This is a genomic window from Streptomyces inusitatus (assembly GCF_014651115.1).
In the GTDB taxonomy this organism is placed as follows: Bacteria; Actinomycetota; Actinomycetes; order Streptomycetales; family Streptomycetaceae; genus Streptomyces; species Streptomyces amakusaensis.
Genome location: NZ_BMWG01000008.1, coordinates 181131 through 205214, shown reverse-complemented (window position 1 = coordinate 205214; position 24084 = coordinate 181131). Strand labels below are relative to the sequence as shown.

Here is a 24084-nt window from a genome sequence, read left to right as displayed (position 1 = left end):
GCTGCGACCGGTTTGGCCGTCCGCCCGCGGTCAGGGAGGCCGCCGAACGGGTGTGGACCCCGCTGGTGCCGGCCGCCGCGATTCCGCGGCGGACGGACGGGTGCCTGCCTCCCGTGCTGGCGGAGACCGGCGGCTACCCCGATGTCTTTCTGCTGGAAGCCGTGCCGCACTCGCGCGCCAAGGCGCCCACGACCTACTACTACGGCGAACAATTCGGCGAAGTCCTCGAACGCGTCCTCACCGCGCCGCCCGCCGCCCAGGGCCGATGGCTCACCGCCGCCGCCGATGCCGTCGGCGACTGCCGTCCCGTCCCCCGGCCGCCCCGGTGAGCCCGGCCCTCGCCTTCGCCCGCAGCCGGAACCTGCCGCGCGCGGTGGCCGTTTCCCTGGTGCTGGCCCTCGCCGCCACGCTGCTCGTCGGCACCCGGATGCGGCTACCCGACTTCCGCCACCTGGTCGACTGCGGAGTCCCCGTGGCGGCGGCCCTGACGGCCCTCCCCATGCTCACCGGACTCTCCGCCGACATCGCGGCCGCCGCCGCAAGGTGGGCCTGGTCCATCCACCCCCTGTCCTCCTCCGGCTCGCTGACGATCGCCGCCCTGTTCTGGCTGACCGCCCTGCTTCTGCCCGACGCCCCGGTCCGGACGGACGAGAAGGCGGAGGCGTAGCCGGTCTGCCGGGAATGCCGTCTCCTGTCCGACTTGAGTAAGCGGAATCAACTCCTCAGCGCCTGTGGAGATTTTGTGAATGACTCAACCACGGCCATAGTCTGAACATCATTCCGGCCGAGCCCATCACCGCGTCGAAGCGACGGCTCGTGATCGAGGAGAGGTCCGCGTACCGCATGAGGCTGACCCGTAATCGCCGCACGAACCGCAGGAGGCGCGCGAAGCGCACCACCGGAGGCCCGGAACGGACGGAAGGCTCGAAGCACGGGCGGCGTTCTTCGGGCAGGGCGGGGAGCCACCGGAGGAGGGCCGTGCGGACGGCCCGCCGGCTCCGTATCGACTATCCCAGACGCGGCCGGCGGGGCTGGCGGCGCTGGATGCCCTCCTGGAAGCTGGTCTCCGGGCTGTTCCTGCTCTTCGTCGGCAGCATCGTGGGACTTTTCACGGCGATATACATACAGGTGGAGATCCCGAACCCGCACGACTCCGCGCGCAGGCAGGCCACCGTCTACTACTGGGCGGACGGAAGCCGGATGGTGAGCGTGGGTGATGTGAACCGGCAGGATGTCAGGCTCTCCCAGGTCCCCCGGTCCGTGCAGCGCGCCGTCATCGCGGCGGAGAACGCGGACTTCTACAGCGACTCGGGCGTCTCGGTGACGGGCATCGGCCGCGCGGCCGTCAATATCGTCAAGGGCAAGGAGACCCAGGGCGGTTCGACGATCACCCAGCAATATGTGAAGAACACCTATCTCAGCCAGGACCAGACCGTCCAGCGCAAGGTCAAGGAACTCTTCCTCTCCCTGAAGGTCAGCAACCAGCGGCCCAAGACAGAGGTCCTGGAGGGATATCTCAACACCTCGTGGTTCGGCCGTGACGCCTACGGCATCCAGGCCGCCTCGTACGCCTACTACGGCATACCCGCCAAGGAGCTGGACCCCGCTCAGGCCGCCCTGCTGGCCACCGTGCTCAAGGGCGCGGAGAGCTTCGACCCCTCACTCAGCGCCGCCAATCACGAGCGGGCCGAGGACCGCTGGAGCTGGGTGCTGGACCGGCAGGTCGAGACGGGCGCGATGAGCGCGGAAGAACGCGCGAAGTACACGAAGTTCCCCGAGCCGAAACCGCCCGTCAAGCCGACCAGCCAGGCCGGGCAGATCGGCTATCTCGTCGACCTCGCCAACAAGTACGTCAGGGGCCGGAGCGGGCTCACCGGCAAGGATCTCGCAGGCGGCGGCTACCGCATCCACACCACCTTCGACAAGGCCAAGGTGTTCGCGCTGACCAAGGCCGTCGAGAAGGTAAGCGGGGAGAACCTGGACCCGAAGAAGCGCGCGGACGACCGCCATGTGCAGGTCGGCGCGGCCTCGGTGCGCCCCGAGGACGGAGCGATCGTCGCGGTCTACGGAGGCTCCGACGCGATCGAGCACTTCAGCAACAACGCGGACACCTCGGGCGTCCCCGCGGCCTCGGCGTTCAAACCCTTCGTCTACGCGGCCGCCCTGGAGCAGGGCATCGCCGAGGGGGAGCGCTCCGGCGGGGGCACCGGCCCGGTCCCCCTGACGCCCAGCTCGGAGGGGGTGCCGTCGATGCTCATGAGCCTCCACGCCTCCCTGGTCGAATCGGACCACACACCGTTCGTGGAGACCGGCAAGAAGGTCGGGCTGAACAATGTCAAGAAGATCGCGGTCGCGTCGGGACTGCGTGAGGAGAGCATGGCCAAGCTGGAGCCGACCTTCTCGATCGGCACCTCCACCCCCAGCGCCGTCCGGCTGGCCAGCGCCTATACGACCTTCATCAACGAGGGCCAAGCCACCGAGCCCTACTCGGTGACCAAGGTCGAGCGCGACGGCGTCGCGGTGGAAGGCTTCGAACTTCCCCAGAAGCACCGCGCGATGAGCTCCGAGACCGCCTCGATCGTCGGCTCGGCGCTCCGCCAGGTGGGCTGGACCACCGTCGGAGCGTCGAAGGACCCGGAGGGCCTGAGGCACTACTTCCCGCCCTGGGCCGGCAAGACGGGCCCGAACGACCGTATGAAATCAGCCTGGTTCATCGGTATGAACGAGGAACTGAGCACCTCGATCACCATGTTCCGCACCAAGCCCGATGTGCCCCACCTTCTGCCCATGCAGGGTGTGGGCGGCGACGACTCCGAGCGGGGCAGCGCCTTCCCGCCGCTGATCTGGGCGGCTTACGAGCAGATGGCAGCGCCTCCGCCGTAAGACGGGTATCGGCGGAACCGATACCGGGCCCAGGGGTGTCCGTACATACCGTCGACGTTCGACACCGACCGCTTGGATCACGGACCGCCGGACCGACGTGCCAGGTCCGCGCGCCGCGCCGCCGTGCCGTGCCGTGGCTGCCGTGCCGTGGCAGTCAGTCCATCTCCCCCTACCCCCGGGAAACGCCTGTGTCGCTGCGCTATACGGATTGCACTTTCGGCTATCGCGCCCGTACCCCCGTCCTGGACTCGCTCACCCTGGAGTTACCCACCGGCCATACGGTGCTGCTCGGGCCGAACGGCGCGGGCAAGTCCACGCTGCTGTCCCTCGGGGCCTCGGCCCTCGCCCCCAAGACCGGCCGGGTCGGCTGGGGTTCGCTGGACAGTGCGCGGTCGCGCGACAGAGGTGAGTACAGACGCCGGGTCGGCTGGCTGCCGCAGCGGATCGAGCCGGTGCCCGGGCTGACCGTGCGGGAGCAGGCGGCGTACGCGGGCTGGCTCAAGGGGCTGTCGAAGCGCCGGGCGTGGGACCGGGCGGTACGGGCGCTGGACCGGGTCCGGCTGAGTGAACTGGCGGACCGGCGCAGTCATGAGCTGTCGGGCGGGCAGTTGCGCCGCCTGGGCATCGCCCAGGCGCTGGTGCACCGGGCGGAGCTGATCCTGCTGGACGAGCCGACGGCCGGACTCGACCCCGTACAGCGTGGTGTCTTCCGTGATCTCGTGGGGGAGCTGTCCGGGACGGCGCAGGTGATCGTCTCCACGCATCAGACCGAGGATCTGGCGGATGTGTACGAGGCGGTGGTGGTCCTGGACCGGGGCGCGCCGGTTTTCCGGGGTGCGATCGGCGACTTCCTCTCGCTCGCCCCGCCGGAGGTCGCGGCCGAGCGACGGGCGGAGGCCGCGTACCGGGGCCTGGTCCGAGGGGAGGTGTGAACGGCGATGCGTCTCGCGACTCTTCTGCGCTCGGGGTCCGCCGTCTGGGCGGCGCTGCTGCTCATCGGCGGACTGCTGTTCTTCAGCACCGGCAACACGGGCGGGGGGATTGAGTACTGGGAGTCGGTGACCGCGCAGTCCACCGGGCTCCTCGGTGTCATCAGCGCCGTCTGCGGCGCCGGTGCGGCCTGGGAGGCGACACGGCTCAAACGGGGTGCCGTCAGCACCTGGGCACCGTCCCGGGGCCCGCTGCGGATCGCCGCCGAGCAGCTCGCCCCCATGGCGCTGCTGGGGCTGGCAGGCGTGCTGATCTCCCTGGCGATCTTCTCGGACGCCGCGCTCCTCGACATCCCGGGCCGGCCGAACCTGACGGTCCTCGCCGTCGGGTACTCGGTGGTCCTCTCCCACATCGCCCTCGGATTCCTGCTGGGAGGAGTACTCCCACGGCTGCTGGGCCCGCCGCTGATGCTGATCCTCGGCTACTTCTGGGGCTTCTGGCCTGCCGCCCTCGCCGAACCCGCCTGGCTGCGCCACCTCAACGGCCAGGGCATCGGCGAATGCTGCCGCCTGGACCAGGTCCCGGCACCGCGCAGCCTGGGCGCGACCGCCCTGTTCTCGGCCACCGTGATCACGGTGGCGCTGATCCTGATCGCGGCGCGGCAAGGGAAGGCACGGCTCGTGCTGCCCATGGCGGTCGCGGTCACCGGAGTCGCCGCGTCGATCGCTGTCGCGTTCCCGCTCGGCCTGGACGGGGAACACAACCGCGACCAGTCGCTCCTGCGCTGTAGCGGCAGCGGCAGCGGCAGCGCTCCGCAGGTCTGTCTCTGGCCCGAACAGTACGAGCACGAAGACGATTTCGTCCGCTGGTCGAAAGAGGCCGGAGACAAGCTCCGAAAGGCTGGCCTCACCCCGGTCGAACGCGTGGAGTTCAGTTGGCGGGTCCCGGACCGGGAGACCGTCCTGATCGTGACGGCCACCAGCCTCCTCCCGTCCGGGCCGCCCGCCTGCGCGCTTGAGCCCGGGGAGACCTACCCCGGCTCGGAAGCCGCCTCGGCCCTCGACGCGTGGCTCGCACAGGTCGTGGGCGTCGAACCCGCCGCGTCGAGCGGGTCGGACGAGGCCGCCCAACTGGCCCAGAAGGTACGCGCGATGCCGGCCGAGGCGCAGAAGGCGTGGTTCCAGCGCAATCTGCGCTCCGTACTGGACTGCTCGCAGAAGCCCGAGCTGTCGCCCTCCTCGTACACCCGCGCGGCGAGGGCCGGTTCATGATCTGGTGGCTGCGCGCCCACGCCGCCGTCGCCTGCGTGGTGACGCTCGTGGCGTGTCTGGTGGTCGCGCCGATGCTCGCCACCTCCTCCATACCCACACTCGCGCTGTTCGGCGGGACGACCGGGAGCATTCCCGTACCCCTCGTCCTGCCGGTGCTGCCCGTCTGCGTACTGCTGTACGCGATGAGCCGGACACCGCGTACGACGGATGTCACCGCCGTGCGGAACGTCCCGCGTCTGCGGGCGGCGGCGCTGGCGCTCGCCGGTGCCGCGACGGTGGCGATCGCCCTGCTGGAGGCCGTGGTCATCGACTTCCCCCTGGGCTTCGCCGTCGCCCGCAACGTCCTGGGGTATCTGGGGCTGGGGCTGCTGGTCCAGCGGTGCGCGGAACCGCGGTACGGGCCGGTCACCGTGGCCGCCGTCCCCGTACTGTGCGGCCTGATCGGGCTCGGCCCGGGCGGATCGCCGTACTTCTGGATGTGGCCCGCGCATCCCAGCGGCTCCCCGCTCGCCGCCACGGCCGCGCTCCTTCTGTTCGGTTCCGGTCTGGCCGCCGCGGCCACCCGTCGGAAGTGAGGGTGTGGACGTGGCGGCACGGGTCGCGCGGGCCGGGGCGGGAGGGCCTGTATGTTGGGCCGATGGCTGGTCAGGCGGGGGACGACGAGGGTGTGAAGGGCCGGCGGATCCGGGGGCTGAACGCCGTGGAGCGGCGTGCGAGGCGTCGTGAGGATCTGTTGGACGCGGGACTGGAGCTGTTCTCCGCCCAGGGGTTCCAGGACACCTCGATCGAACAGATCTGTAAGCGGGCGTTCGTCGGGACCAAGAGCTTCTACGAGGTCTTCACCGGCAAAGAGGCCCTGTATCTGGCGCTGCTCGACCGTATCGTCGTGGATGTGACCGGACGTCTCACCTCGGCGCTGGACGAGCTGGACGAACGCGGCGATCGGGACGAGAGCGGGGCCGCGCGGGCTCTCATCCGCCACTTCGCGGACGCCTTCGTGGACGACGTGCGGGTGGCGCGCGTGACATTCGGCGAGGGCCGGGCCGTGACACCGCTGGCCGAGGCCCACCGCCGTACCAACCGCCGGTGGGCGGCCTCCTTCGTCGAGACGGTCTGGCGGCGGCTGGGCATCGCGACCGGCCCGCACGCGCACGCGGTGGCCATGGGGCTGATCGGCGGCCTCTTCGACATCATCGCCGACTGGCTTCTGGACACAGGGGCAGGCGCAGGGGCAGGCACGGGCGCAAGCACGGAAGCCGATGCCGCGCGGCCCGCCGATCGCGCGGTCCTCCAGGACGGGCTCGACCGCTTCTACACCGTGGTCAGCTCCGGACTCGGCGACTCCTGACACCCCTCCCGATCCTTCCCGGACGGGGGGTCGAATCGGCATGTCCTTTTTTGGAAACGATGCCTTGTTCTTAATAAGGGTGCGTGCTCTACTGCCGGGTAACCACTCGTTGAACAAGGAGTCGCCCCATGGCAAAGCTCCGCACGTTCCTGGCAGCGCTCGCGCTGTCCGTACTCGCCTCGACCACCCTGACCGCGACGGCCTCGGCCGACGACGCCCCGCCCCGGTCGGGGTGGAACAACTGGTCCTGCCGGCCCAGCGCCGCCCACCCGGAGCCGGTGGTCCTCGTCCACGGGCTCGGCGGCAACAGCTGGGACAACTTCCTGACCCTGGCGCCCACTCTGCGCTCGGCCGGCTACTGCGTCTTCTCCGAGACATACGGAAAGACCGTGCTGGGCGGACTCGCCGGCGGGCTCGCCCCGATGGCGGACAGCGCCGCCGAGGTGGGCGGCTTCGTCGACCGTGTGCGCGCCGCGACGGGGGCGGCGAAGGTCGACATCGTCGGGCACTCCGAGGGGACCACCGTCCCCGCGTACTACATGAAGTATCTGGGCGGGGCCGCGAAGGTCGACGACTTCGTCGGCTTCGGCTCCAACTTCCGCGGCACCACGCTGAACGGCCTCGCGAGCCTGGCCGCCGCGCTGAAACTCCAGGGTCTGCTGACCGGCGTCGGATGCGGGGCCTGTACGGACTATCTGCCGGGCTCGGCCTTTCTCGCCAAGCTCAACGACGGTCCCGTCGCCGTGCCCGGGCCGACGTACACCAGCATCGTCACCCGCTACGACAGGGTCGTCACCCCGTACACCAACGGCCTGCTCACGGGGGACGGCGTCACCAACATCGTGCTCCAGGACAAGTGCGGGCTTGATTCTGCCGGGCATCTCGGTCTGGCCGTCGACCCGAACGTCGCCCAGCTCGTCCTGAACCGGCTCGACCCCGAGCACTCCAAGCCGTTCCGGTGCCGCCCCTTCACCACGGTCGGCATCTGACCGGTGTCCGACCGGCACCGGCGGATGTCCGACCGGCACCGGCAGGTGATGAAGGGCGCTGTCGGGCGTCCTTCATCACCCTTCATCATTATTTGATGACCTTCACCTCACGCGGCCCCTTCGCGGCTCCCGGCGAGAAGAGCCGGGGCATGTGGCGAGCGCTCGCCGAAGTGACCGGCGGCGCGCTGCTGATACTGCTCCCCGACCCGCTGAACGAGTGGGACCTGAGCGGTTCGCTCCCCGGGGCGGCGCAGCTCCTTCTGGCGGCGGTCGTCCTCGCCCTGCTGGCCGTCCGCCGCCGCCACCCGATCGCGAGCCTGCTCGGCGCGGCCGCGGTCCTCGGTCTGCTGCCTGCCGCGGGGCTGCCGGTGGCGGTGATCGCGTACACCACGGCCAGGCAGCTCGTGTCGCACCGCCGCCGGACCGCCGTACTGCTGGCGTCGGCCGCCCTGACGATGCTGGTCTGTGCGGTCTCCGCGCCGCGGTACGGGGTGGGCATCCACGACTTCGCCCCGCGCCACGGTCTGGTCGGCCACGCCGTCGGGCTCGTCCTCGGCGGCATGCTCGCCGCCACCGTACTGATCGTGCCCGCCCTCGTCGGCATCGCGAACGAACAGCAGAGCAGGCTGCTGCGGGCCCTGCGCGAACGCGCCGTCGCCGCGGAGACGGTCCGCCGTCTCACGGCCAGCGAGTCCCGGATCCATGAGCGCACCCGGATCGCGGCGGAGATGCACGACCTGGTCGGCCACCGTCTCAGCCTGGTGTCGCTGCACAGCGGCGGACTGGAGATGGCCCTGCGGAAGGAGTCCCCCGAGCTGCGCGACGAGGCGGCGCGGGTACGCCGGGCCGCGGGCGAGGCGATGCGCGAGCTCCGCGAAGTGCTCGGCGTTCTGGGTCCGCTGGGGCGGGACACCGGGACCGGGGCCCTGACCGACACCACGGGCACCCGGTCCGACATCGAGACCCTCGCCGAGGAGTCCCGCCTCGGCGGCATCCATCTCGACCTCACCTGGGACGGCCCCGATCTCGGCGATCACCCCGCCCTGGTCCGGCGCGCGGTGCACCGCGTGGTGCGCGAGTCCCTGACCAATGTGCACCGGTACGCCGCCGGAGCGCATGTCGCCGTGGCGGTCACGCACACCGGCGACCGGGTGGAGATCCTCGTACGGAACGGGCTGCCGCCCATGACCGGCGGCGAGTCGGCCGGTCTGGGCACAGGGCGCGGACTCGTCGGGCTGAGGGAGCGGGTGTCGCTGCTCGGCGGCACCCTGGAGGCGGCCCCGACGTCGGTGGGGGGCTTCGCGGTCACGGCCCGCATCCCGGTGCGACCGGATCGACCGGATCCGGAGACGGCGATCGAAGCCCCGGGCGAAGCCCCGCAGGCCGAACCGCCGATCGGGCCCGGAGTGGGACCCGGGCCCGGGCCCGACCGGGAGGCCCGAGGCGTCCTCCGTGCGGCTGTGAGCGCGCTGACCGGGCTGTTCGGCCTCGCGGGCGTGGGGCTGATGATGATCCTCGGTCTGATCCTGGTCGGCCAGATACGGACGGACGACCCCGTCGATTACGACGAGCCGCCCCGGATCGGGATGTCCCGCCAGGAGATGGAGGCCGTCGGGGAGGGGGACCATTCGCTGGCCCGCGCGGCGGCCACGGGCCGCGAGCCGGCCCGCCCGAGGTCCGTGACGAGTTGCGTCTATCCGTGGGTGAAGGACGAAGTACTCGTGCCCACGCCCGGGAGCGCCGCGCCGAAGTCCATGGGGCCCGCCGCCGGACGGGCCGCCGAGGGCCCGGGGCACATCAAGATCACCCGATACTGTTTCCGCGGCGACACATTGGCCGCGATTGACCACTTCACCGTGCCGGTGGTGTCGCAGACACCACCGTGGGAGTCCCCATGACCGAGTCCACCGAGGTTCCCGCTTCCGGGAGCCGCCCCGTCAGGGTGCTGCTCGCGGACGACGAAGAGCTGATCAGGCATGCCGTCCGGCTGATTCTGCGCCATGCCGAGGGCATCGAGGTGGTCGGTGAGGCGGTGAACGGCGAGGAGGCCGTACGGGTCGCCGCCGAGACCCGCCCCGATGTGGCGCTGGTCGACATCCGGATGCCCGTGCTCGACGGGCTCGCCACGATCGAACGGCTCCTGGCCCTCCGGCCCCGCCCCCGGGTCGTCATGCTCACCACCTTCGGCGACGACGAGAATGTGACCCGCGCGCTGCGGGCCGGTGCCACCGGTTTCCTTCTCAAGGACGAGGGGCCGGAAGAGTTGATCCGCGCGATACGGGCCGCCGCCGTCGGTGACGCGGTCCTCTCGCCCGGGGTCACCGGCACCGTCATCGAGCGGATGCTCAACGGCACCGCCGGTGCCGTCGGTACCGCCGGTGCGCCCGGGGCCGGGAAGGCGTCGGACGGCGGGGCCGATCAGCGCTTGGCCGCCCTCACCGACCGGGAGCGCGATGTCCTGGCGCTGCTGGCAGGGGGCCTCGCCAACGCGGAGATCGGCCGGCGGCTGGGCATCGGTGTGGGCACGGTGAAGACCCACGTCAGCGCCATTCTGGAGAAGACGGCCACGGAAAGCCGGGTACAGGCGGCGGTACTGGCGTACCGGGCGGGGCTGGTCTCCTGAGCCCAGGCGCGGGCCCGCGCGCACCGGCCCCGAGCCTCGGCCCCGAGCCTCGGCCTCGCGCACTTGCCCCCGCGCACTTGCCCCGCGCCTCGGCTCTGCCGAAAGACAGAGCCGGCCGTACGCCCGAAGTGCTACGCGCGCCCGCCGACCCGCCTTTCGGCAGACGCTCCCTTCACACCCTGAGGCCGACGGTTCGGACGCACGGCGCGCCGAGGATGGAAGCACCCCCTTCCCCTCACCGCTGGAGCCGCAATGTCGACGCAGACAGCCGCGTCCGTGCCCGCCCGCCCACCGGCGGTGTCCGCCGCCGGGGCCACCGCCCTGAGCAAGGTGTACGGCGAGGGCGAGGCCCAGGTCGTCGCTCTGGACTCGGTCTCGGTGGAGTTCGAACGCGCCCGTTTCACCGCCATCATGGGCCCGTCCGGTTCCGGCAAGTCGACGCTGATGCACTGCGTGGCCGGTCTCGACTCGGTCTCCGCGGGCTCCGCGCGCATCGGTGACATCGAACTGTCCGCCCTGAACGACCGGCAGCTCACCCGGGTACGGCGGGAGCGGGTCGGTTTTGTCTTCCAGGCGTTCAATCTGCTGCCCACGCTGACGGCGCTGGAGAACATCACCCTGCCGATGGCCATCGCAGGCCGTGAACCGGACCGGCGGTGGCTGGACACGGTCGTGGCGAAGGTCGGTCTCTCCGAACGGCTGGGCCACCGCCCCGCCCAGCTCTCCGGCGGACAGCAGCAGCGCGTCGCGGTGGCCCGCGCCCTCGTCTCCAGCCCGGAGATCATCTTCGCGGACGAGCCCACCGGCAACCTGGACTCCCGCGCGGGCTCCGAGATCCTGGCCTTCCTCCGCGACTCCGTACGAGAGCTGGGCCAGACCGTCGTGATGGTCACCCACGACCCGGTGGCGGCCTCCTACGCGGACCGCGTGATCTTCCTCGCCGACGGCCGGATCACGGACGAACTCCTCGCCCCGACCGCCGAGAGCGTCCTGGACGTGATGCGGCGCTTCGGCTCCTGACCCGTTTCCTTCACCACCACCGCTTGCCACCGCTCGGACAAGCTCCGTCACGCGAACCAGGACTGGGACCACCATGCTCCGTACCGCCCTGCGCAATGTTCTCGCGCACCGAGCCCGATTGAGCATGACGGCCCTCGCGGTCATGCTCGGCGTCGCCTTCGTCTCCGGCACGCTCGTCTTCGGCGACACCACCGTCCAGGCGCTGCGCGGCGCGTCGGCGAAGAGCCTGGAGAATGTGGCCGTATCCGTACAGGCCGAGACCGAACGGGCCGAGACCGGGACCGCACCGGACGGCGAGGCGGGCGGCGGGCGCACCACCGCGCTGACCAGCGATCTCGCCGACCGGATCCGTACCGTACCCGGTGTCGCCTCGGTGCACCCCGTCGTCAACGGCACCGCCACACTGGCGGCCCGCGACGGACGGCCGCTCAACGCCGACAACAGCTGGCAGAATCTGGCGACCAACTACGCACCGGACAACGGGCGCGACGGCCGGGACAGCCGCTATCCCCTCGCCGCCGGACGCGGCCCGCTGAACGGCGGCGAGATGGCGCTGGACCGCCGTACCGCCGAGAAGGCCGGCTACCGCGTCGGCGACACCGTGCGCTTCGCCGTCGACGGCCCCACCCTCGCCAAGAGGCTGGTCGGCACCGTCGACACCGACGACCCGCGCGTCACCGCCGGGGGGACCCTGGCGCTCTTCGACACCGGGACCGCGCAGCGGCTCTTCCTGCGGGCGGGCAGGTTCGACGAGTTGGCCGTCGGTTCGGCTCCGGGCACCGACGACGAGCGACTCACCCGGGCGGTCGGCGCGCTGCTGCCCGCCGAGGGCATCACGGCGACCAGCGGCGCCCGGCTCGCGGACGAGCAGGCGAAGCAGATCGCCGAGGGCACCAAGGGGCTCACCCGGATGCTCCTGGTCTTCGCGGGGATCGCGCTGTTCGTGGGCGTCTTCATCATCGCCAACACCTTCACCATGCTGATCGCGCAACGCGGCAGGGAGACCGCGCTGCTGCGCGCCGTCGGGGCCTCCCGGCGGCAGGTGGTCCGCGCGGTGCTGATCGAGGCCGCCCTTCTCGGACTCCTCGCCTCGGCGGCCGGGTTCACCCTCGGCCTGGGCATCGCGACCGGCCTCGGACCGCTCCTCAACACGGGTGGCGCGGGACTTCCGGACGGCCCTCTGGTGATCTCCGCGAACGCATGGGTCTGGTCGCTCGTGGTGGGCGTCGGCGTCACCGTGCTCTCCGCCTGGCTCCCGGCCCGCAAGGCCGCCCGGATCGCGCCGGTCGAGGCGCTGCGCGGCGTCGACCAGGCCCCCTCACCCTCCGGCACCCTGCTCCGCGACATCTTCGGAGGGCTGCTCGCCGGCCTGGGCGTCCTCATCATGCTGTATCTCTCCGCCCAGAAGGACGGCAGCGAGACCAACATCATGATCGCCGCGCTCGGCTCGGTGCTCACCCTGACGGGCGTGGTCGTGCTCGCGCCGCTGCTCTCCCGCCCCCTGGTCCTGCTCATCGGGGCCGTCACCGCCCGGCTCTTCGGCGTCACCGGACGGCTCGCCAGGGAGAACGCGCTGCGCAACCCGCGCCGTACCGCCGCCACCGCCTCGGCCCTGATGATCGGACTCACCCTCATCACCGGTCTGAATGTGGCCGGCGGCTCCATCGAGGCCGCCGTCAGGGACGAGGCCGTACGCGGGCTGACCGCCGACTACCAGGTGTCCAACGCCGGGTCCGGCGGCATCGACCCCGCCCTGGCCACCCGTGTCGCCAGGATCCCGGGCGTCACGGACACCACGCCCCTCGCCTCCTCGGTCCTGGATGTACGGGGTGAGTTCACCACCCTGGCGGGCGCCGACCCGCGACGCCTCGGTGAGGTGTCCGACCTGGCCTTCCGCAGCGGCTCACTCACCGACCTCGGCCCGGGCCGGATCGCCCTCTCCGGCGAACTGGCCGAACGGACCCGTCTGTCGACGGGCGACACCTTCACCGGGGCCCTGGGCTTCGACGCCCACCGGCAGAAGCTGACCGTCGTCGGCGTCTACCAGTACAGCCGTGCCATCGGCCACGCCATCGGCGCCATGGACGACGTCCTTCCGCACGCCGACGGCGGGAAACTCGACAGCATCCTCCTCAAGGCCGCCCCCGGCCACCGTGCGAGCGGCCTCGACCAGGACATCCGCCAGGCCCTCGGCAACAGCCCCCTCCTCCAGGTGCGCGACCAGGAGCAGCTGACCGAGGCCGAGTCCGGCATGATCGACGAGATGCTCGGCATGATGTACGGCCTGCTCGCCATGACCGTCCTCATCGGAGGCCTCGGCGTCGTCAACACCCTGGCCATGTCGGTCTTCGAGCGGACCCGCGAGATCGGTCTCCTGCGCGCGATCGGCCTCGGCGGCAAGGGCGTCAGAAACATGGTCTGCCTGGAGTCCGTCGTCATCTCCCTGTTCGGCGCCCTCCTCGGCATCGGCACCGGAGTCTTCCTCGCCTGGGCCTGCGGCAGCCTCGCCGGAGCGTCCCTCCCGGCCTACGAGACCGACCTCCCCTGGGCCCGGCTCGGCCTCCACCTCCTCCTCGGCCTCACCGTCGGCATCCTCGCCGCGATCTGGCCGGCCCGCCGGGCGACCCGGCTGAACATGCTGCGATCGATCGGCACCCCCTGACGGGCCGTCACCGCCCGGCGGTCCGAACGGGGACGCCGCCGAGACGCCGCGCGCGCACATACACGAGCAGCCACGCGGACGGCAGTTGAAGGGTGATCATGGCGAAGACCGCCATGACGAACGCGTCGTCGGCCGGTGCCTCGGACCCTGCCCACCAGGAGGAGAGACCGGCCGACAGCAGCAGAACCAGCAGGTATGCGCCACCGTCGATCAGCGAGACCCGCCACACGGGCGCGGGGGCGGTGAGACGGCGGACCAGGGTCAGGGCGAGGACGGTCACGGCCAGGAACACATGGACCGTCGGGTTCGTGACCCACCACGACACCCAGAACCCGAAGCCGTCCCACGCGGCGACCGCCCAGGCGAGACCGACCAGCGCCCCGGCCGCCCAGGACCCGAGGGCCACGGTCAACGCGTAGAAGACAGCACCGCGCCAGGCAACAGCCATTTCCCGCTCCTCCGCAGGCGGACCGAGGGGCCACCGTGCGGTGACCCCGCTTGTACGGACAGTGTCCTTCACCGCCGTCGGGGGCCACCGGGCGGGAGTCCTTGAGCGGCCACCGGGCGGGAGCCCTGGAGGGGGTCCGGGCGGTGCGAGTCGCCGTCCGGAGCCTCAGGGGGTGGCCAGGGTGTCGGGCGGCAGTCCGAGTTCCCTCTCCGCGACGGTGCGGGCCAGGTCCGCTATCGGGGCGGTGCGGGCGTCGGCGCTGGTGTTGATGTAGGCGCTGCTTCCGTCGATCGCGACGAGGATGTGCACGGCCGCCTCCCAAGGGTTCTCGCAGTGGAAGAGCCGCGCGCCGGTGCCCGCCGCGATGAGGGTTTCGACGCGGCGGCACCAGAGCAGCTCCTGCTCGACGACGTGGTCGCGGAGCACGGGGCGATAGCGCGACAGATGCCGTGCGTTCAGCCAGAGCTTGCTGACGTTGTCGAACTCGGTGCTCGCGATGAGGACGAAGAAGCGCCGCAGAGTGCTCAGCGGGGTCTCGTGCCCGGGGCCCGCGGGCTCCTCCGGGAGGAGGCCGTCGAGCTCGGCCCCGGTGGCGCTGGTGAACGCCTCCGCCACCAGGGCGTCGGCGGCCGGGAAGTAGTGGCTGACCAGCCCGGGCTGGACCCCCAGCTCGTCGGCGACCCGCCGCAGCGTGATGCACTCCAGTCCTTCGGCGAGCCCGACCAGCGCGGCGGCGCGGACGATCTCCTGGCGGCGCTCGGTCGGCGCCTTTCGGGTTCGTGTGCCGGAATCCCTTGACGTCATGGAGCGAATGTTATTGAGTGAGTGACCAATCAGCAATTGGCCAGGTGACCAATAGCGGGTGGGGTCGCGGAGAACCGCGGCTCGGGGCGGCATCCCGCCCGACACCGGGGGAGCGAATCCCCGCTCCGCCTCGTAACCGGCGCCTGGGGCTGTGCCCGTGCCGACCCTCGATCCCACGGCATGGGCACAGCCCCACGTACGCGGACCGGCGCACAGCACCTGTACAGGAGACCAACGTGCACGACACTCACACCGATGCCGGGGAACTCGCCGAGTACGGCTACCGGCAAGAGCTGAAACGGACCCTGTCCGCGTGGGCCGTGTTCGCGATCGGATTCGCGACGATCTCCCCCGTCGTCGGGGTGTACGCGGTCGTCCAGCTCGGCTTCGTCTTCGCGGGCCCCGCCTGGATCTGGGCGGTCGTCGTCGCCTTCCTCGGCCAGCTGCTGGTCGCCCTGGTCTACGCCGAGCTGTCGTCCCAGTTCCCGGTCACGGGCGGGGTCTACCAGTGGGTGCGCCGGCTGGGCGGGCCACGGCTCGGCTGGCTGGTCGGCTGGATCTACCTGGCCTCCGCCGTGGCATCCCTGACCACCGTCGCCTACCTGGGAGCCGCCTGGCTCCACATGCTCTTCGGCGAAGGCACTCTGTCGAGCGCCGCCCATGTGCTCCTGGGCGTGGTCTTCGTCGCGGTGGCGCTCGGGATCAACCTCCTCGGCGTCAACCCGGTGAAGCACTTCCTCAACGCGGGCATCATCGCCGAGGGCGTCGCCTCGATCGCGGTGAGCGTGTTCCTGCTGCTCTTCGTGCACAACAACGGCTTCGGGATCCTCTTCGAGACGCTCGGCGCGGAATCGGCCTCCAGCGGCTCCGCCCTGGCGGGCTTCCTGACCGCCCTGGCCGTCGCCGGCTGGGCGTTCCTCGGCTTCGACGCGACCACCCAGGTCGCCGAGGAGACCGAGCAGCCGCGACGCAATGTGCCCAGGGCGCTACTGCGCGCCTACCTCTTCGTCGCCCTCACGGTCCTGCTGACCGGGCTCGCCGTCACGCTCGCGCTGCGCGACCCCGAGGAAGCGGTCTCCGGGGCCCTCGCGGACCCGGTCTTCACCGCCGTCACCGAGGGGCTGGGCGGCTGGAGCGAGAAGCCCTTCATCCTCCTCGTCCTGATCGCGTTCATCGCCTGCGCCATCTCGATCCAGACGTACATCGGCCGCGCCGTCTTCTCCTTCGCCCGCGACCGCCAGCTGCCCTTCTCCGCGAAGCTCGCCACCGTAGGGCCGCGCCAGATCCCCTACGTCTCGCTCATCGCGACGGCCGTGCTCGCCAGCCTCGGACTCCTCCTCGGGCTGAACGGCAACGCCGCCGCGACACTGATCGCCTTCGGCTCCGGCGGCTTCTACTTCATCTTCCTCACCGTCGCGGTCGTGGCGCTCGTCGCCCGGCTGACGGGCCGCTGGAACCCCGCCGCGGGACGGCTCAGGCTCGGAAGGGCCGGCCTGGTGGTCAATGTGCTCGCCGTGGTGTGGCTGCTCTTCGAGGCCGTCAACATCGCCTGGCCCCGCGCCGAGCTCGCCCCGGCCGACGGCAGCTGGGTCCAGGTCTGGGCCGTGATCCTGGTCTTCTCCGTCCTCTTCGTCGTCGGCCTGATCTACATCCTGATCGCCAAGCCCCACACAAAGCTCCCCGCCACCGCGACCTCCCCATCCGCCACCCCGACCTCGGAAAAGGTGAAGGCGTCCTGATGCCGTCGAAACTCTCCCCCGCCATCGTCTTCGATCCCACCGAGGGACTGACCTCCCGTGATGTGTCCATCCGGCCCGCCGGGCCGGGCGAGGTCGAGATCGAGGTCCGCGCGGCCGGTGTGTGCCACTCCGACCTGCATGTCGTGTCGGGCGACTGGCCCAGCGACCGCCCCCTCGTCCTCGGGCACGAAGCGGCCGGAGTGGTGACCGCGGCCGGGGCCGGCGTCACCTCGCTGAAGGCCGGCGACCATGTCGTCCTCTCCTGGTTCGCGCCGTGCCGCCGCTGCCGCGGCTGCGTCGCCGGAACCGCGTGGCTGTGCACCGGCACCAAGGCCGTCGCCAACACGCTTCCCGACAGCACCACCGCCTTCGCCGACGACCGGGGCGAGCCGGTGTGGCCCTACCTCGGGCTGGGCGCTTTCACGGAGCGGCTGATCGTGCCGGAAGTGGCCGCGGTGAAGGTCCCGGACGCGCTCCCCTTCAGCATCGGCGCACTCCTCGGCTGCTCCGTCACCACCGGCGTCGGCGCCGTCGTGAACACCGCGGGCGTCCGCCCCGGCGAGTCCGCGGTGGTCATCGGCACCGGCGGAGTCGGACTCTCCGTCGTGATGGGCCTGCGCCTGATCGGGGCCGACCCCATCATCGCCGTCGACCTCTCGGCCGAACGCCTCGCCACGGCACAGCGGTTCGGCGCCACCCACATCCTCGACGGCGCCGGGACCGATGTGGCCGCCTGGTGCCGGCAGGAGTTCGGCGGGGTGGACTACGCCTTCGAGGCGATCGGAAGCCCCAAGGTCATCGGCACACTCCCCGCCATGCTCGCCCCGGGCGGGGCGGCGGTCCTGGTGGGCATGGCGGCGACCGGCGCGACCGCCTCCTTCGACCCCTTCGACCTGGCCGACCAGGGCAAGCGGATCCTCGGCTGCAACTACGGTTCCAGCATCGGGGAGATCGACATCCCGAAACTGGCCCGCCTCTATCTGGCGGGCCAACTGCCCCTGGACGACCTCGTCGGCCGCACCCGGCCCCTGCGCGAGGCGGCGGCGGCCTTCGACGACCTCCGGTCGAACATCGGCGTCAGAACTATCCTCGAACCGTGAGGCACCCCCTCGCCCGGCGCGGCACGCCACAAGCATCCACACCAGCGGGAGCGACGGAGGCCGCGGCCGTCCCCCACCAGTACCCGGAGGCATGATGTACGCCGTCACCGACCCGACCACCGGTGAGATCACCGCCACCTACCCGACCGCCACGGACGCCGAGGTGGCGGCGGCCGTCGAGGCCGCCCACACGGCCACCGCGTGGGGGCGCACCGGCTCCGTGGCCGAGCGCGCGGCCCTGCTGCGACGGCTCGGCGATCTGCACACCGAGCACCGTGCCGAGCTGGCCGCGAGCATCGTCCAGGAGATGGGCAAGCCGCTCCAGGAGGCCGAGGGCGAGATCGACTTCTGCACCGACATCTACCACTACTACGCCGACCACGCCGAGGAGTTCCTCGCCGACGAACCGCTCGACGTCCTCTCCGGCCCCGGGACCGCCGTCGTCCGACGCGGCCCGGTGGGCGTCCTCCTCGGCATCATGCCGTGGAACTTCCCCGCCTACCAGGTCGCCCGCTTCGCCGCCCCGAACCTGGCCCTCGGCAACACCATCGTGCTCAAGCACGCGCCGCAGTGCCCGGCCACCGCGGCGCTCCTGGAGAAGCTGTTCACCGAGGCGGGCTTCCCGGCCGGGGCCTACGTCAATGTGTACGCCACCAACGAGCAGATCGCCGACATCATCGCCGACCCCCGTGTCCAGGGAGTCTCGCTCACCGGATCCGAGCGTGCGGGCGCGGCCGTCGCGGAGATCGCCGGGCGGCACCTCAAGAAGGTCGTCCTCGAACTCGGCGGCTCCGACCCCTTCATCCTCCTGTCCACCGACGATCTCGACGCGGTCGTCGACGCCGCCGTCGCCGCCCGCCTCGACAACACCGGCCAGGCGTGCAACGCCGCCAAGCGGTTCGTGGTCCTCGACCACCTCCACGACGCGTTCGTCGAACGGTTCACCGCCAGGCTGCTCGCGAGCGAGACCGGCGCGCCGCTGTCCTCGGCCGCCGCCGCCGAGAACCTGGGCCGCCAGGTCGACGCGGCGGTCGCCCAGGGAGCCACCCTGCACAGCACCGGGAAGCGACACGGCGCCCACTTCCCGGCCGGGGTCCTGACCGGCCTCACCACCGAACACCCGGCGGCCCGGGAGGAGCTGTTCGGCCCGGTCGCGATGGTCTTCGCCGCCGCCGACGAGGAGGACGCCGTGCGTATGGCGAACGACACCCCCTACGGTCTCGGCTCGTACCTCTTCACCACCGACCCCGCCCAGGCCGAGCGGGTCGCCGACCGCATCGAGGCCGGCATGGTCTTCGTCAACGGCGTCGGCGCCGAGGGGGCCGAACTGCCCTTCGGCGGCGTCAAGCGCTCCGGATTCGGGCGCGAACTCGGACGGCCCGGAATCGAGGAGTTCGTCAACAAGAAGCTCATCCGGACCGTCGCCCCACGATGACCGGAGAGGCCGCCTCCGCCGATCGGCGCTCCCGGACGCCCGCGGCGGGCTGAGCACAAGGGTCCACCTGGCCGTTGCCGTTCATGGTGCCGCCGCATGAAGCCCAATGCCGTATTCCTGCTGTTCCGGCTCTGAAGCCACAGGCGACTTGCTAGCCTTTTTCATGGTTCCTGCACCGCACATGGCGGGGACGCGGTGAAGCCGCGCGCCCCGCCGTGTGCCGGTGATGGGCGCTGCACGAGATGGCCAGGGCCGTCGGCGGTCCAGAGGTTTCTGGAGCCGGCGGGTACTCGTGCCGCGCTCTGATGGAGCCGACCCCACCCGGGGGCCTGCCGGACGCGGCACATGCCTCGGGAAGAGGGTCCCCTCATGTTCGACTCCACCACGCGTCACGGCCCGGTCCGTGCCAGAGCGCGCACGGTGCCGGCGGCGGTGGTCGCCGGTCTGCTCTCGATCGTCGGTCTCGGCGCGATCACTCCGGCCGGGGCCGTTCCGGCCCCGGCCCCGGCCGCGGCGGTGACGCACCAGTTCGTGTACGTCACCAACGGCAGCGGCAACTCGGTCACCGCCCACGACACCGTGACCGGTACGACCGCGGCCACCATTCCGGTCACTTCCCCCATCAGCCTGGTCGCCTCCGCGGACGGGACCACCGCCTACGTCACCAAGTACAGCGGCGGCGTCGCCGTGATCGATACCGGCACCAACACGGTGACCTCCACCATCACCGCGGGAACCAATCCCTTCGGGGCGGCTCTCTCCCCGGACGGCTCCAGGCTGTATGTCACCAACGCGGGCTCCAACACGGTCTCGGTCATCAGCACCGCCACCCGGACGGTGACCGCCACCATCCCGGTCGGCATCGCTCCGGGCGCCGTCGCGTTCAGCCCCGGCGGGGCCACCGCCTACGTCTCGAACAACGGCAACACCACCAACGCCGGTGGCATGACGGTCATCGACACCGCCACCAACACGGTGACCGCCACCGTCAACGCCGGCGGCCGTCCCGTCGACGTGGCCGTGTCCCCCGACGGCGCCCAGGCCTATCTGCTCCAGAACTCCGGCGGCAAGGTGGCGGTGATCAGCACCGCGACGAACACGGTGACCACGACCGTCACCATCGGCGGCAACCTCAACGGCATGGCCCTGAGCCCCAGCGGTGCCGCCCTGTACATCGCCAACGCCCCGGGCAACTCCGTCGTGGTGCTCTCCACCGCCACCAACACCGTCACCGCGACCATCGCGGTGGGCACCGGCCCCAACCGGGTGGCCTTCACCCCGGACGGCTCCACCGCCTATGTCGCGAACAACGGCACCAACACGGTGAGCGTCGTCGACACCGCCGCCAACACCGCCACGGGAACCATCACCGTCGGCTCCCGTCCGAGCGGCCTGGCCGTGGTGAACGTGCCGCAGCCGGTGGTCACCTCGATCAGCCCGACCTCGGGCCCGGCCACGGGCGGAACCGCGGTCGACATCACCGGCACCGACCTCACCGGTGTCACCGCCGTGAAGTTCGGGACCGCCGCCGCGACTTCCTTCACCGTCAACAGCGACACCTCGGTCACCGCCACCGCACCGGCGGGTGTGCCCGGCACCGTGGACATCACCGTCACCAAGTCCGCCGGCACCAGCGCCACCAGCCCCGCCGACCAGTACACCTATCTCGACCCCGGTGCCGATCTGGCGGTCACGGTGGCGGACTCCGCCGATCCGGCATCGCTGGGCAGCACCTTCACCGACACCGTGACGGTGACCAACAACGGGCCGAACGGCGCGACGGGCACCACGGCCGCCGTCACCCTGTCCGGGGCCCCGGCCGGCATCGTGTCCGCCACCGCGTCCCAGGGCTCGTGCGGCATCACCGCCCCCACCGTCTCCTGCACCCTGGGAAGCCTCGCGTCCGGCGCGAGCGCCACGGTCACCCTCACCCTGTCGCCGACCACCACCGGCACGGTCACCGCCACCGCCACCGTCGACGCCACCCAGACCGACCCCGCGCCCGGCAACGACACCGCGACGCAGAACACGACCGTCGACAACGCCCTCGGGTGCACCATCACCGGCACCAACGGCAACGACACCCTGTCGGGCACCAACGGCGCCGATGTCATCTGCGGCCTGGGCGGCAACGACACCATCAACGCGGGCAACGGCAACGACACCGTCTACGCGGGCCGCGGCGACGACACCATCGACGGCGGCAACGCCAACGACACCGTCCGGGGCGGCGACGGCGACGACGCCATGGGCGGCGGCAATGGCGACGACCACCTCTACGGCGAGGCCGGCGACGACACCAACGACGGCGAAACCCTCATCGGCTCGCTCCTGCACCTGTTCGACAACGGCGCCGACCACATTTACGGCGGCCCCGGCAACGACACCCTCGACGGCCAGAACGGCAACGACGTCCTGACCGACCACGACGGCACCGACGCCATGAGCGGCAGCCTCGGCAACGACACCATCGACGTCCAGGACGGCGTCGCCGGTGACATCGCCAACGGCGGCCTGGGCAACGACACCTGCGTCGCCGACCCCGGCGACACCACCACCGGCTGCTGACCCCACCCACGCGCTCCACGCGTACGGGACGGTGCGAAGGCACGCGTTCCAGCCGCCCCCGGTTTCACACCTCCCCGTACGGGCCGAGGAAGCGGGGGCGGCTGTTCTCGATCCGGTAGAGGTAGATCCCGTCCTCGTACCGCACCGCGCGGGTTGTCGCGTGGAAGGCGAGGGTGCGCACGATGCCCCGGTGCTCGGTCCGTACGAGCCGCTGCCCGATGCCCCGGCGAACCTCTCCCGATGCCCTGGTGGTCCCGGTGGCGCGGGCGATCAGGCCGACGGCGTCGTACGCCTCGGCGGCCCAGGTGGCCGGTGGTACGCCGAAGCGCCTGCGATGGGCGGCGGTGAAGGCGCGGGCCGAGGGGAGGGCGGCGGGGTCGGCGTACGCCTCGGCGAAGACCCAGCCCTCGGCGGCTTCGCCCGCTTCGCGGAGGAAGGCGGGCCCGAGAGCGGGTCCGGCGCCGACGCGGGTGCCGGTGAAGTCTTCGTCCGCCAGGGCGGTGGCCAGCAGGGCGGCCCGGGAGGCGCCGCCGCCCGCGAACACCACGGCGTCCGCCCGGCCGGTCACGGCCTTCCGGGCCGCCGCGGCGAAGCCCGCGCCTCCCCGGGCGAGCCGCTGATTCATGATCGTGGCACTGGACGGGGGCGCGCTGCGGAACCCTCGTCCGAGGTGGCCGCCGAGACCGGTGTCGACGGTGTCCTCGACCAGCAGGATGCGCTGGGCGGGGCGGGTGCGGGCCAGATAGCCGATGATGCCGATGACGAGCCGGGGGTCCGCGGGACGGGTCACACAGCGGTGGAGGAGGGTGGGCTCGTCGGTGCTGGAGTTCGCCGCGACGACGACCAGGGCGAGTCGTGCCGCGCCGTACCGTGCGCCAAGCTCTTCGCGCAGTTCGTGCCCGGTCGGCCCGACGACGGCGACGACGGTGGGGTCCGCCGCCAGCCGGTCGGCCGCCCGGAGCGCCTTGGCCGGGTCGCCCGCGTCGTCCTCGGTGCGCAGGGCGAGCCGGAACGCCTTGTCCTCGCGGGCGTTGTGGTCGGCGACGGCGAGCCGCATGCCGCGCTGGTGGGCCAGCCCGGTGGCGCGGCCGGGTCCGGTGAGGTCGGCGTGGAGCCCGATCGTGTGGACGGATGTTCCGGCGGACCCGGCGGGCGGCCCGCCCGCTCTGGTGTCGCGCTCCCGCAGGGCGAGCCAGGCCGCGGTGGGGCCGCCCGCCAGGAGGACCGCCCCGGCCGTCAGCAGCCCCCGGCGGGAGCGGTGGGAAGACCCGGCCGCCGGGGCGGATGCGGCGGGCGGCGGCTCGGGGTCGGGGAGCGCGAGGGCCGCCGCGGACCGGTCGGCGATCAACGCGGGCAGCCCGGCCGGCATCCGCCAGGGAGCCGGAGCGGTACGGGGGGACTCGCGCTGGTCCGGCACCCCCGGCCGGCCCGGGTACTCGCGAGGGTCTCCGGAATCCTCATCGCCGCCCGCCGCCAGCGTCTCGCGCACCCTGCTCGCGGCCGGCCGGTCGGCCGGTTCCTTGGCGAGGCAGGCGGTGATCAGGGGAACCAGACCAGGCGGGACGCCCGTCAGATCCGCCTTCTCATGGATTGTCCGGAACAGGACGCCCGCGCCGCCGCCACTGCCGAACGGCCCCCTCCCCGTCGCCGCGTACGCGAGGACGCAGCCGAGCGAGAACACGTCGGACGGCGGCCCGGGCGTTCCGGCCGACGCGTGTTCGGGGGCGAGGAAGCCGGGTGTCCCGATCACCGCGCCGGTGGCGGTCAGCGCGGGGGCGTTCTCGTGGCGGGCGATCCCGAAGTCGATGAGGCGGGGGCCGTCGAGGGCGAGGAGCACATTGCCGGGCTTGACGTCGCGGTGGACCAGCCCGGCGTCATGGACCGCGACGAGGGCCTCGGCGAGCCGGCTCCCGAGCGCGCGGACGGTGGCCGTGGGCAGCGCGCCGCCGGTGCCCACCACCTCGCCCAGCGAGGGCCCGGGGACGAACGCGGTCGCCAGCCAGGGCTCGCGGGCCTCGGTCTCCGTACCGAGCACCGGCACCAGCCAGGGGCCGGTCACCCGGGCCGCCGCCTCGGCCTCGCGTCGGAAGCGTGCCCGGAAGCCGGGGTCGGCGGCGTACTCGGCCCGGATCACCTTGACGGCGGCGAGCGCACCGCCCGCCGAGCGGGCCAAATAGACGACGCCCATGCCGCCCGCGCCGAGCCGGGCGAGAGTGCGGTACGGGCCTACGGTGCGCGGGTCCTCGGAGGTGAGGGGCCGCACG

19 protein-coding genes are annotated in these 24084 nt (G+C 71.9%); 16 read left to right on the top strand and 3 right to left on the bottom strand.

Features of this window, described 5'->3' with window-relative positions:
* Positions 1-113: 113 nt before the first annotated feature.
* The 12 genes from IE247_RS15975 to IE247_RS15920 all read left to right on the top strand — a co-directional run bounded on the left by IE247_RS15975 (position 114) and on the right by IE247_RS15920 (position 13726).
* Positions 114-329 (top strand): hypothetical protein, encoded by a 216-nt coding sequence (locus tag IE247_RS15975; protein WP_190123780.1) that lies wholly within the window; start codon positions 114-116, stop codon positions 327-329.
* On the top strand, positions 326-667 hold the full coding sequence (locus IE247_RS15970) for a hypothetical protein (protein ID WP_190123779.1): 342 nt from the start codon (positions 326-328) through the stop codon (positions 665-667). The genes IE247_RS15975 and IE247_RS15970 overlap by 4 nt, the downstream gene beginning before the upstream one ends.
* 377 nt (positions 668-1044) lie before the next feature.
* A complete protein-coding gene (locus IE247_RS15965; protein ID WP_229869150.1) occupies positions 1045-2883 on the top strand; it encodes a transglycosylase domain-containing protein in 1839 nt (612 codons plus the stop codon).
* A gap of 188 nt (positions 2884-3071) precedes the next feature.
* Positions 3072-3815: an ATP-binding cassette domain-containing protein gene (locus IE247_RS15960; protein ID WP_190123777.1), complete on the top strand. Its 744-nt coding sequence runs from the start codon at positions 3072-3074 to the stop codon at positions 3813-3815.
* Positions 3816-3821: 6 nt separating this feature from the next.
* Entirely contained in the window at positions 3822-5084 is a 1263-nt protein-coding gene (locus tag IE247_RS15955) for a DUF7224 domain-containing protein (RefSeq protein ID WP_190123776.1), read from the top strand.
* The gene (locus IE247_RS15950; protein ID WP_190123775.1) at positions 5081-5659 is read left to right on the top strand and encodes a hypothetical protein; all 579 of its coding nucleotides are present in this window, start codon (positions 5081-5083) and stop codon (positions 5657-5659) included. Before IE247_RS15955 ends, IE247_RS15950 begins: the two co-directional genes overlap by 4 nt.
* A 62-nt stretch (positions 5660-5721) precedes the next feature.
* Positions 5722-6432, top strand: a complete 711-nt coding sequence (locus IE247_RS15945) for a TetR/AcrR family transcriptional regulator (RefSeq protein ID WP_190123774.1) — start codon at positions 5722-5724, stop codon at positions 6430-6432.
* A 128-nt stretch (positions 6433-6560) separates the two neighbouring features.
* The gene (locus IE247_RS15940) at positions 6561-7421 is read left to right on the top strand and encodes a lipase family alpha/beta hydrolase (protein ID WP_190123773.1); all 861 of its coding nucleotides are present in this window, start codon (positions 6561-6563) and stop codon (positions 7419-7421) included.
* A 95-nt stretch (positions 7422-7516) separates the two neighbouring features.
* Positions 7517-9319 carry a histidine kinase gene (locus tag IE247_RS15935; protein WP_190123772.1) on the top strand — a complete coding sequence of 601 codons (1803 nt, stop codon included), beginning with the start codon at positions 7517-7519 and terminating at the stop codon, positions 9317-9319.
* Complete coding sequence (locus IE247_RS15930; protein ID WP_190123771.1) at positions 9316-10044, top strand: response regulator; 729 nt, start codon at positions 9316-9318, stop codon at positions 10042-10044. The genes IE247_RS15935 and IE247_RS15930 overlap by 4 nt, the downstream gene beginning before the upstream one ends.
* Before the next feature lie 252 nt (positions 10045-10296).
* Complete coding sequence (locus IE247_RS15925) at positions 10297-11064, top strand: ABC transporter ATP-binding protein (protein WP_190123770.1); 768 nt, start codon at positions 10297-10299, stop codon at positions 11062-11064.
* 73 nt (positions 11065-11137) lie between these two features.
* Positions 11138-13726 (top strand): ABC transporter permease, encoded by a 2589-nt coding sequence (locus tag IE247_RS15920; RefSeq protein ID WP_190123769.1) that lies wholly within the window; start codon positions 11138-11140, stop codon positions 13724-13726.
* A 7-nt stretch (positions 13727-13733) separates the two neighbouring features.
* Here IE247_RS15920 and IE247_RS15915 read toward each other — a convergent pair whose 3' ends face one another.
* Together IE247_RS15915 and IE247_RS15910 are read right to left on the bottom strand one after the other, a co-directional pair.
* The gene (locus IE247_RS15915) at positions 13734-14174 is read right to left on the bottom strand and encodes a hypothetical protein (RefSeq protein ID WP_190123768.1); all 441 of its coding nucleotides are present in this window, start codon (positions 14172-14174) and stop codon (positions 13734-13736) included.
* Between the two features lie 165 nt (positions 14175-14339).
* Positions 14340-14978, bottom strand: coding sequence for a TetR/AcrR family transcriptional regulator (locus IE247_RS15910; RefSeq protein WP_190123767.1), 639 nt, complete (start codon positions 14976-14978; stop codon positions 14340-14342).
* A 236-nt stretch (positions 14979-15214) separates the two neighbouring features.
* On the opposite strand from IE247_RS15910, the gene IE247_RS15905 reads away from it, so the two are divergent.
* From IE247_RS15905 to IE247_RS15890, 4 genes are all read left to right on the top strand, one after another.
* Positions 15215-16717 (top strand): APC family permease, encoded by a 1503-nt coding sequence (locus tag IE247_RS15905; protein WP_190123766.1) that lies wholly within the window; start codon positions 15215-15217, stop codon positions 16715-16717.
* The gene (locus IE247_RS15900; protein ID WP_190123765.1) at positions 16717-17817 is read left to right on the top strand and encodes an alcohol dehydrogenase catalytic domain-containing protein; all 1101 of its coding nucleotides are present in this window, start codon (positions 16717-16719) and stop codon (positions 17815-17817) included. Before IE247_RS15905 ends, IE247_RS15900 begins: the two co-directional genes overlap by 1 nt.
* Positions 17818-17908: 91 nt before the next feature.
* On the top strand, positions 17909-19252 hold the full coding sequence (locus IE247_RS15895; RefSeq protein ID WP_373305567.1) for an NAD-dependent succinate-semialdehyde dehydrogenase: 1344 nt from the start codon (positions 17909-17911) through the stop codon (positions 19250-19252).
* Between the two features lie 369 nt (positions 19253-19621).
* Positions 19622-21820, top strand: a complete 2199-nt coding sequence (locus IE247_RS15890) for an IPT/TIG domain-containing protein (RefSeq protein WP_190123763.1) — start codon at positions 19622-19624, stop codon at positions 21818-21820.
* Between the two features lie 64 nt (positions 21821-21884).
* On the opposite strand, the gene IE247_RS15885 is transcribed toward IE247_RS15890, so the two are convergent.
* Positions 21885-24083, bottom strand: a complete 2199-nt coding sequence (locus IE247_RS15885; protein WP_190123762.1) for a bifunctional serine/threonine-protein kinase/ABC transporter substrate-binding protein — start codon at positions 24081-24083, stop codon at positions 21885-21887.
* Position 24084: the final 1 nt, after the last annotated feature.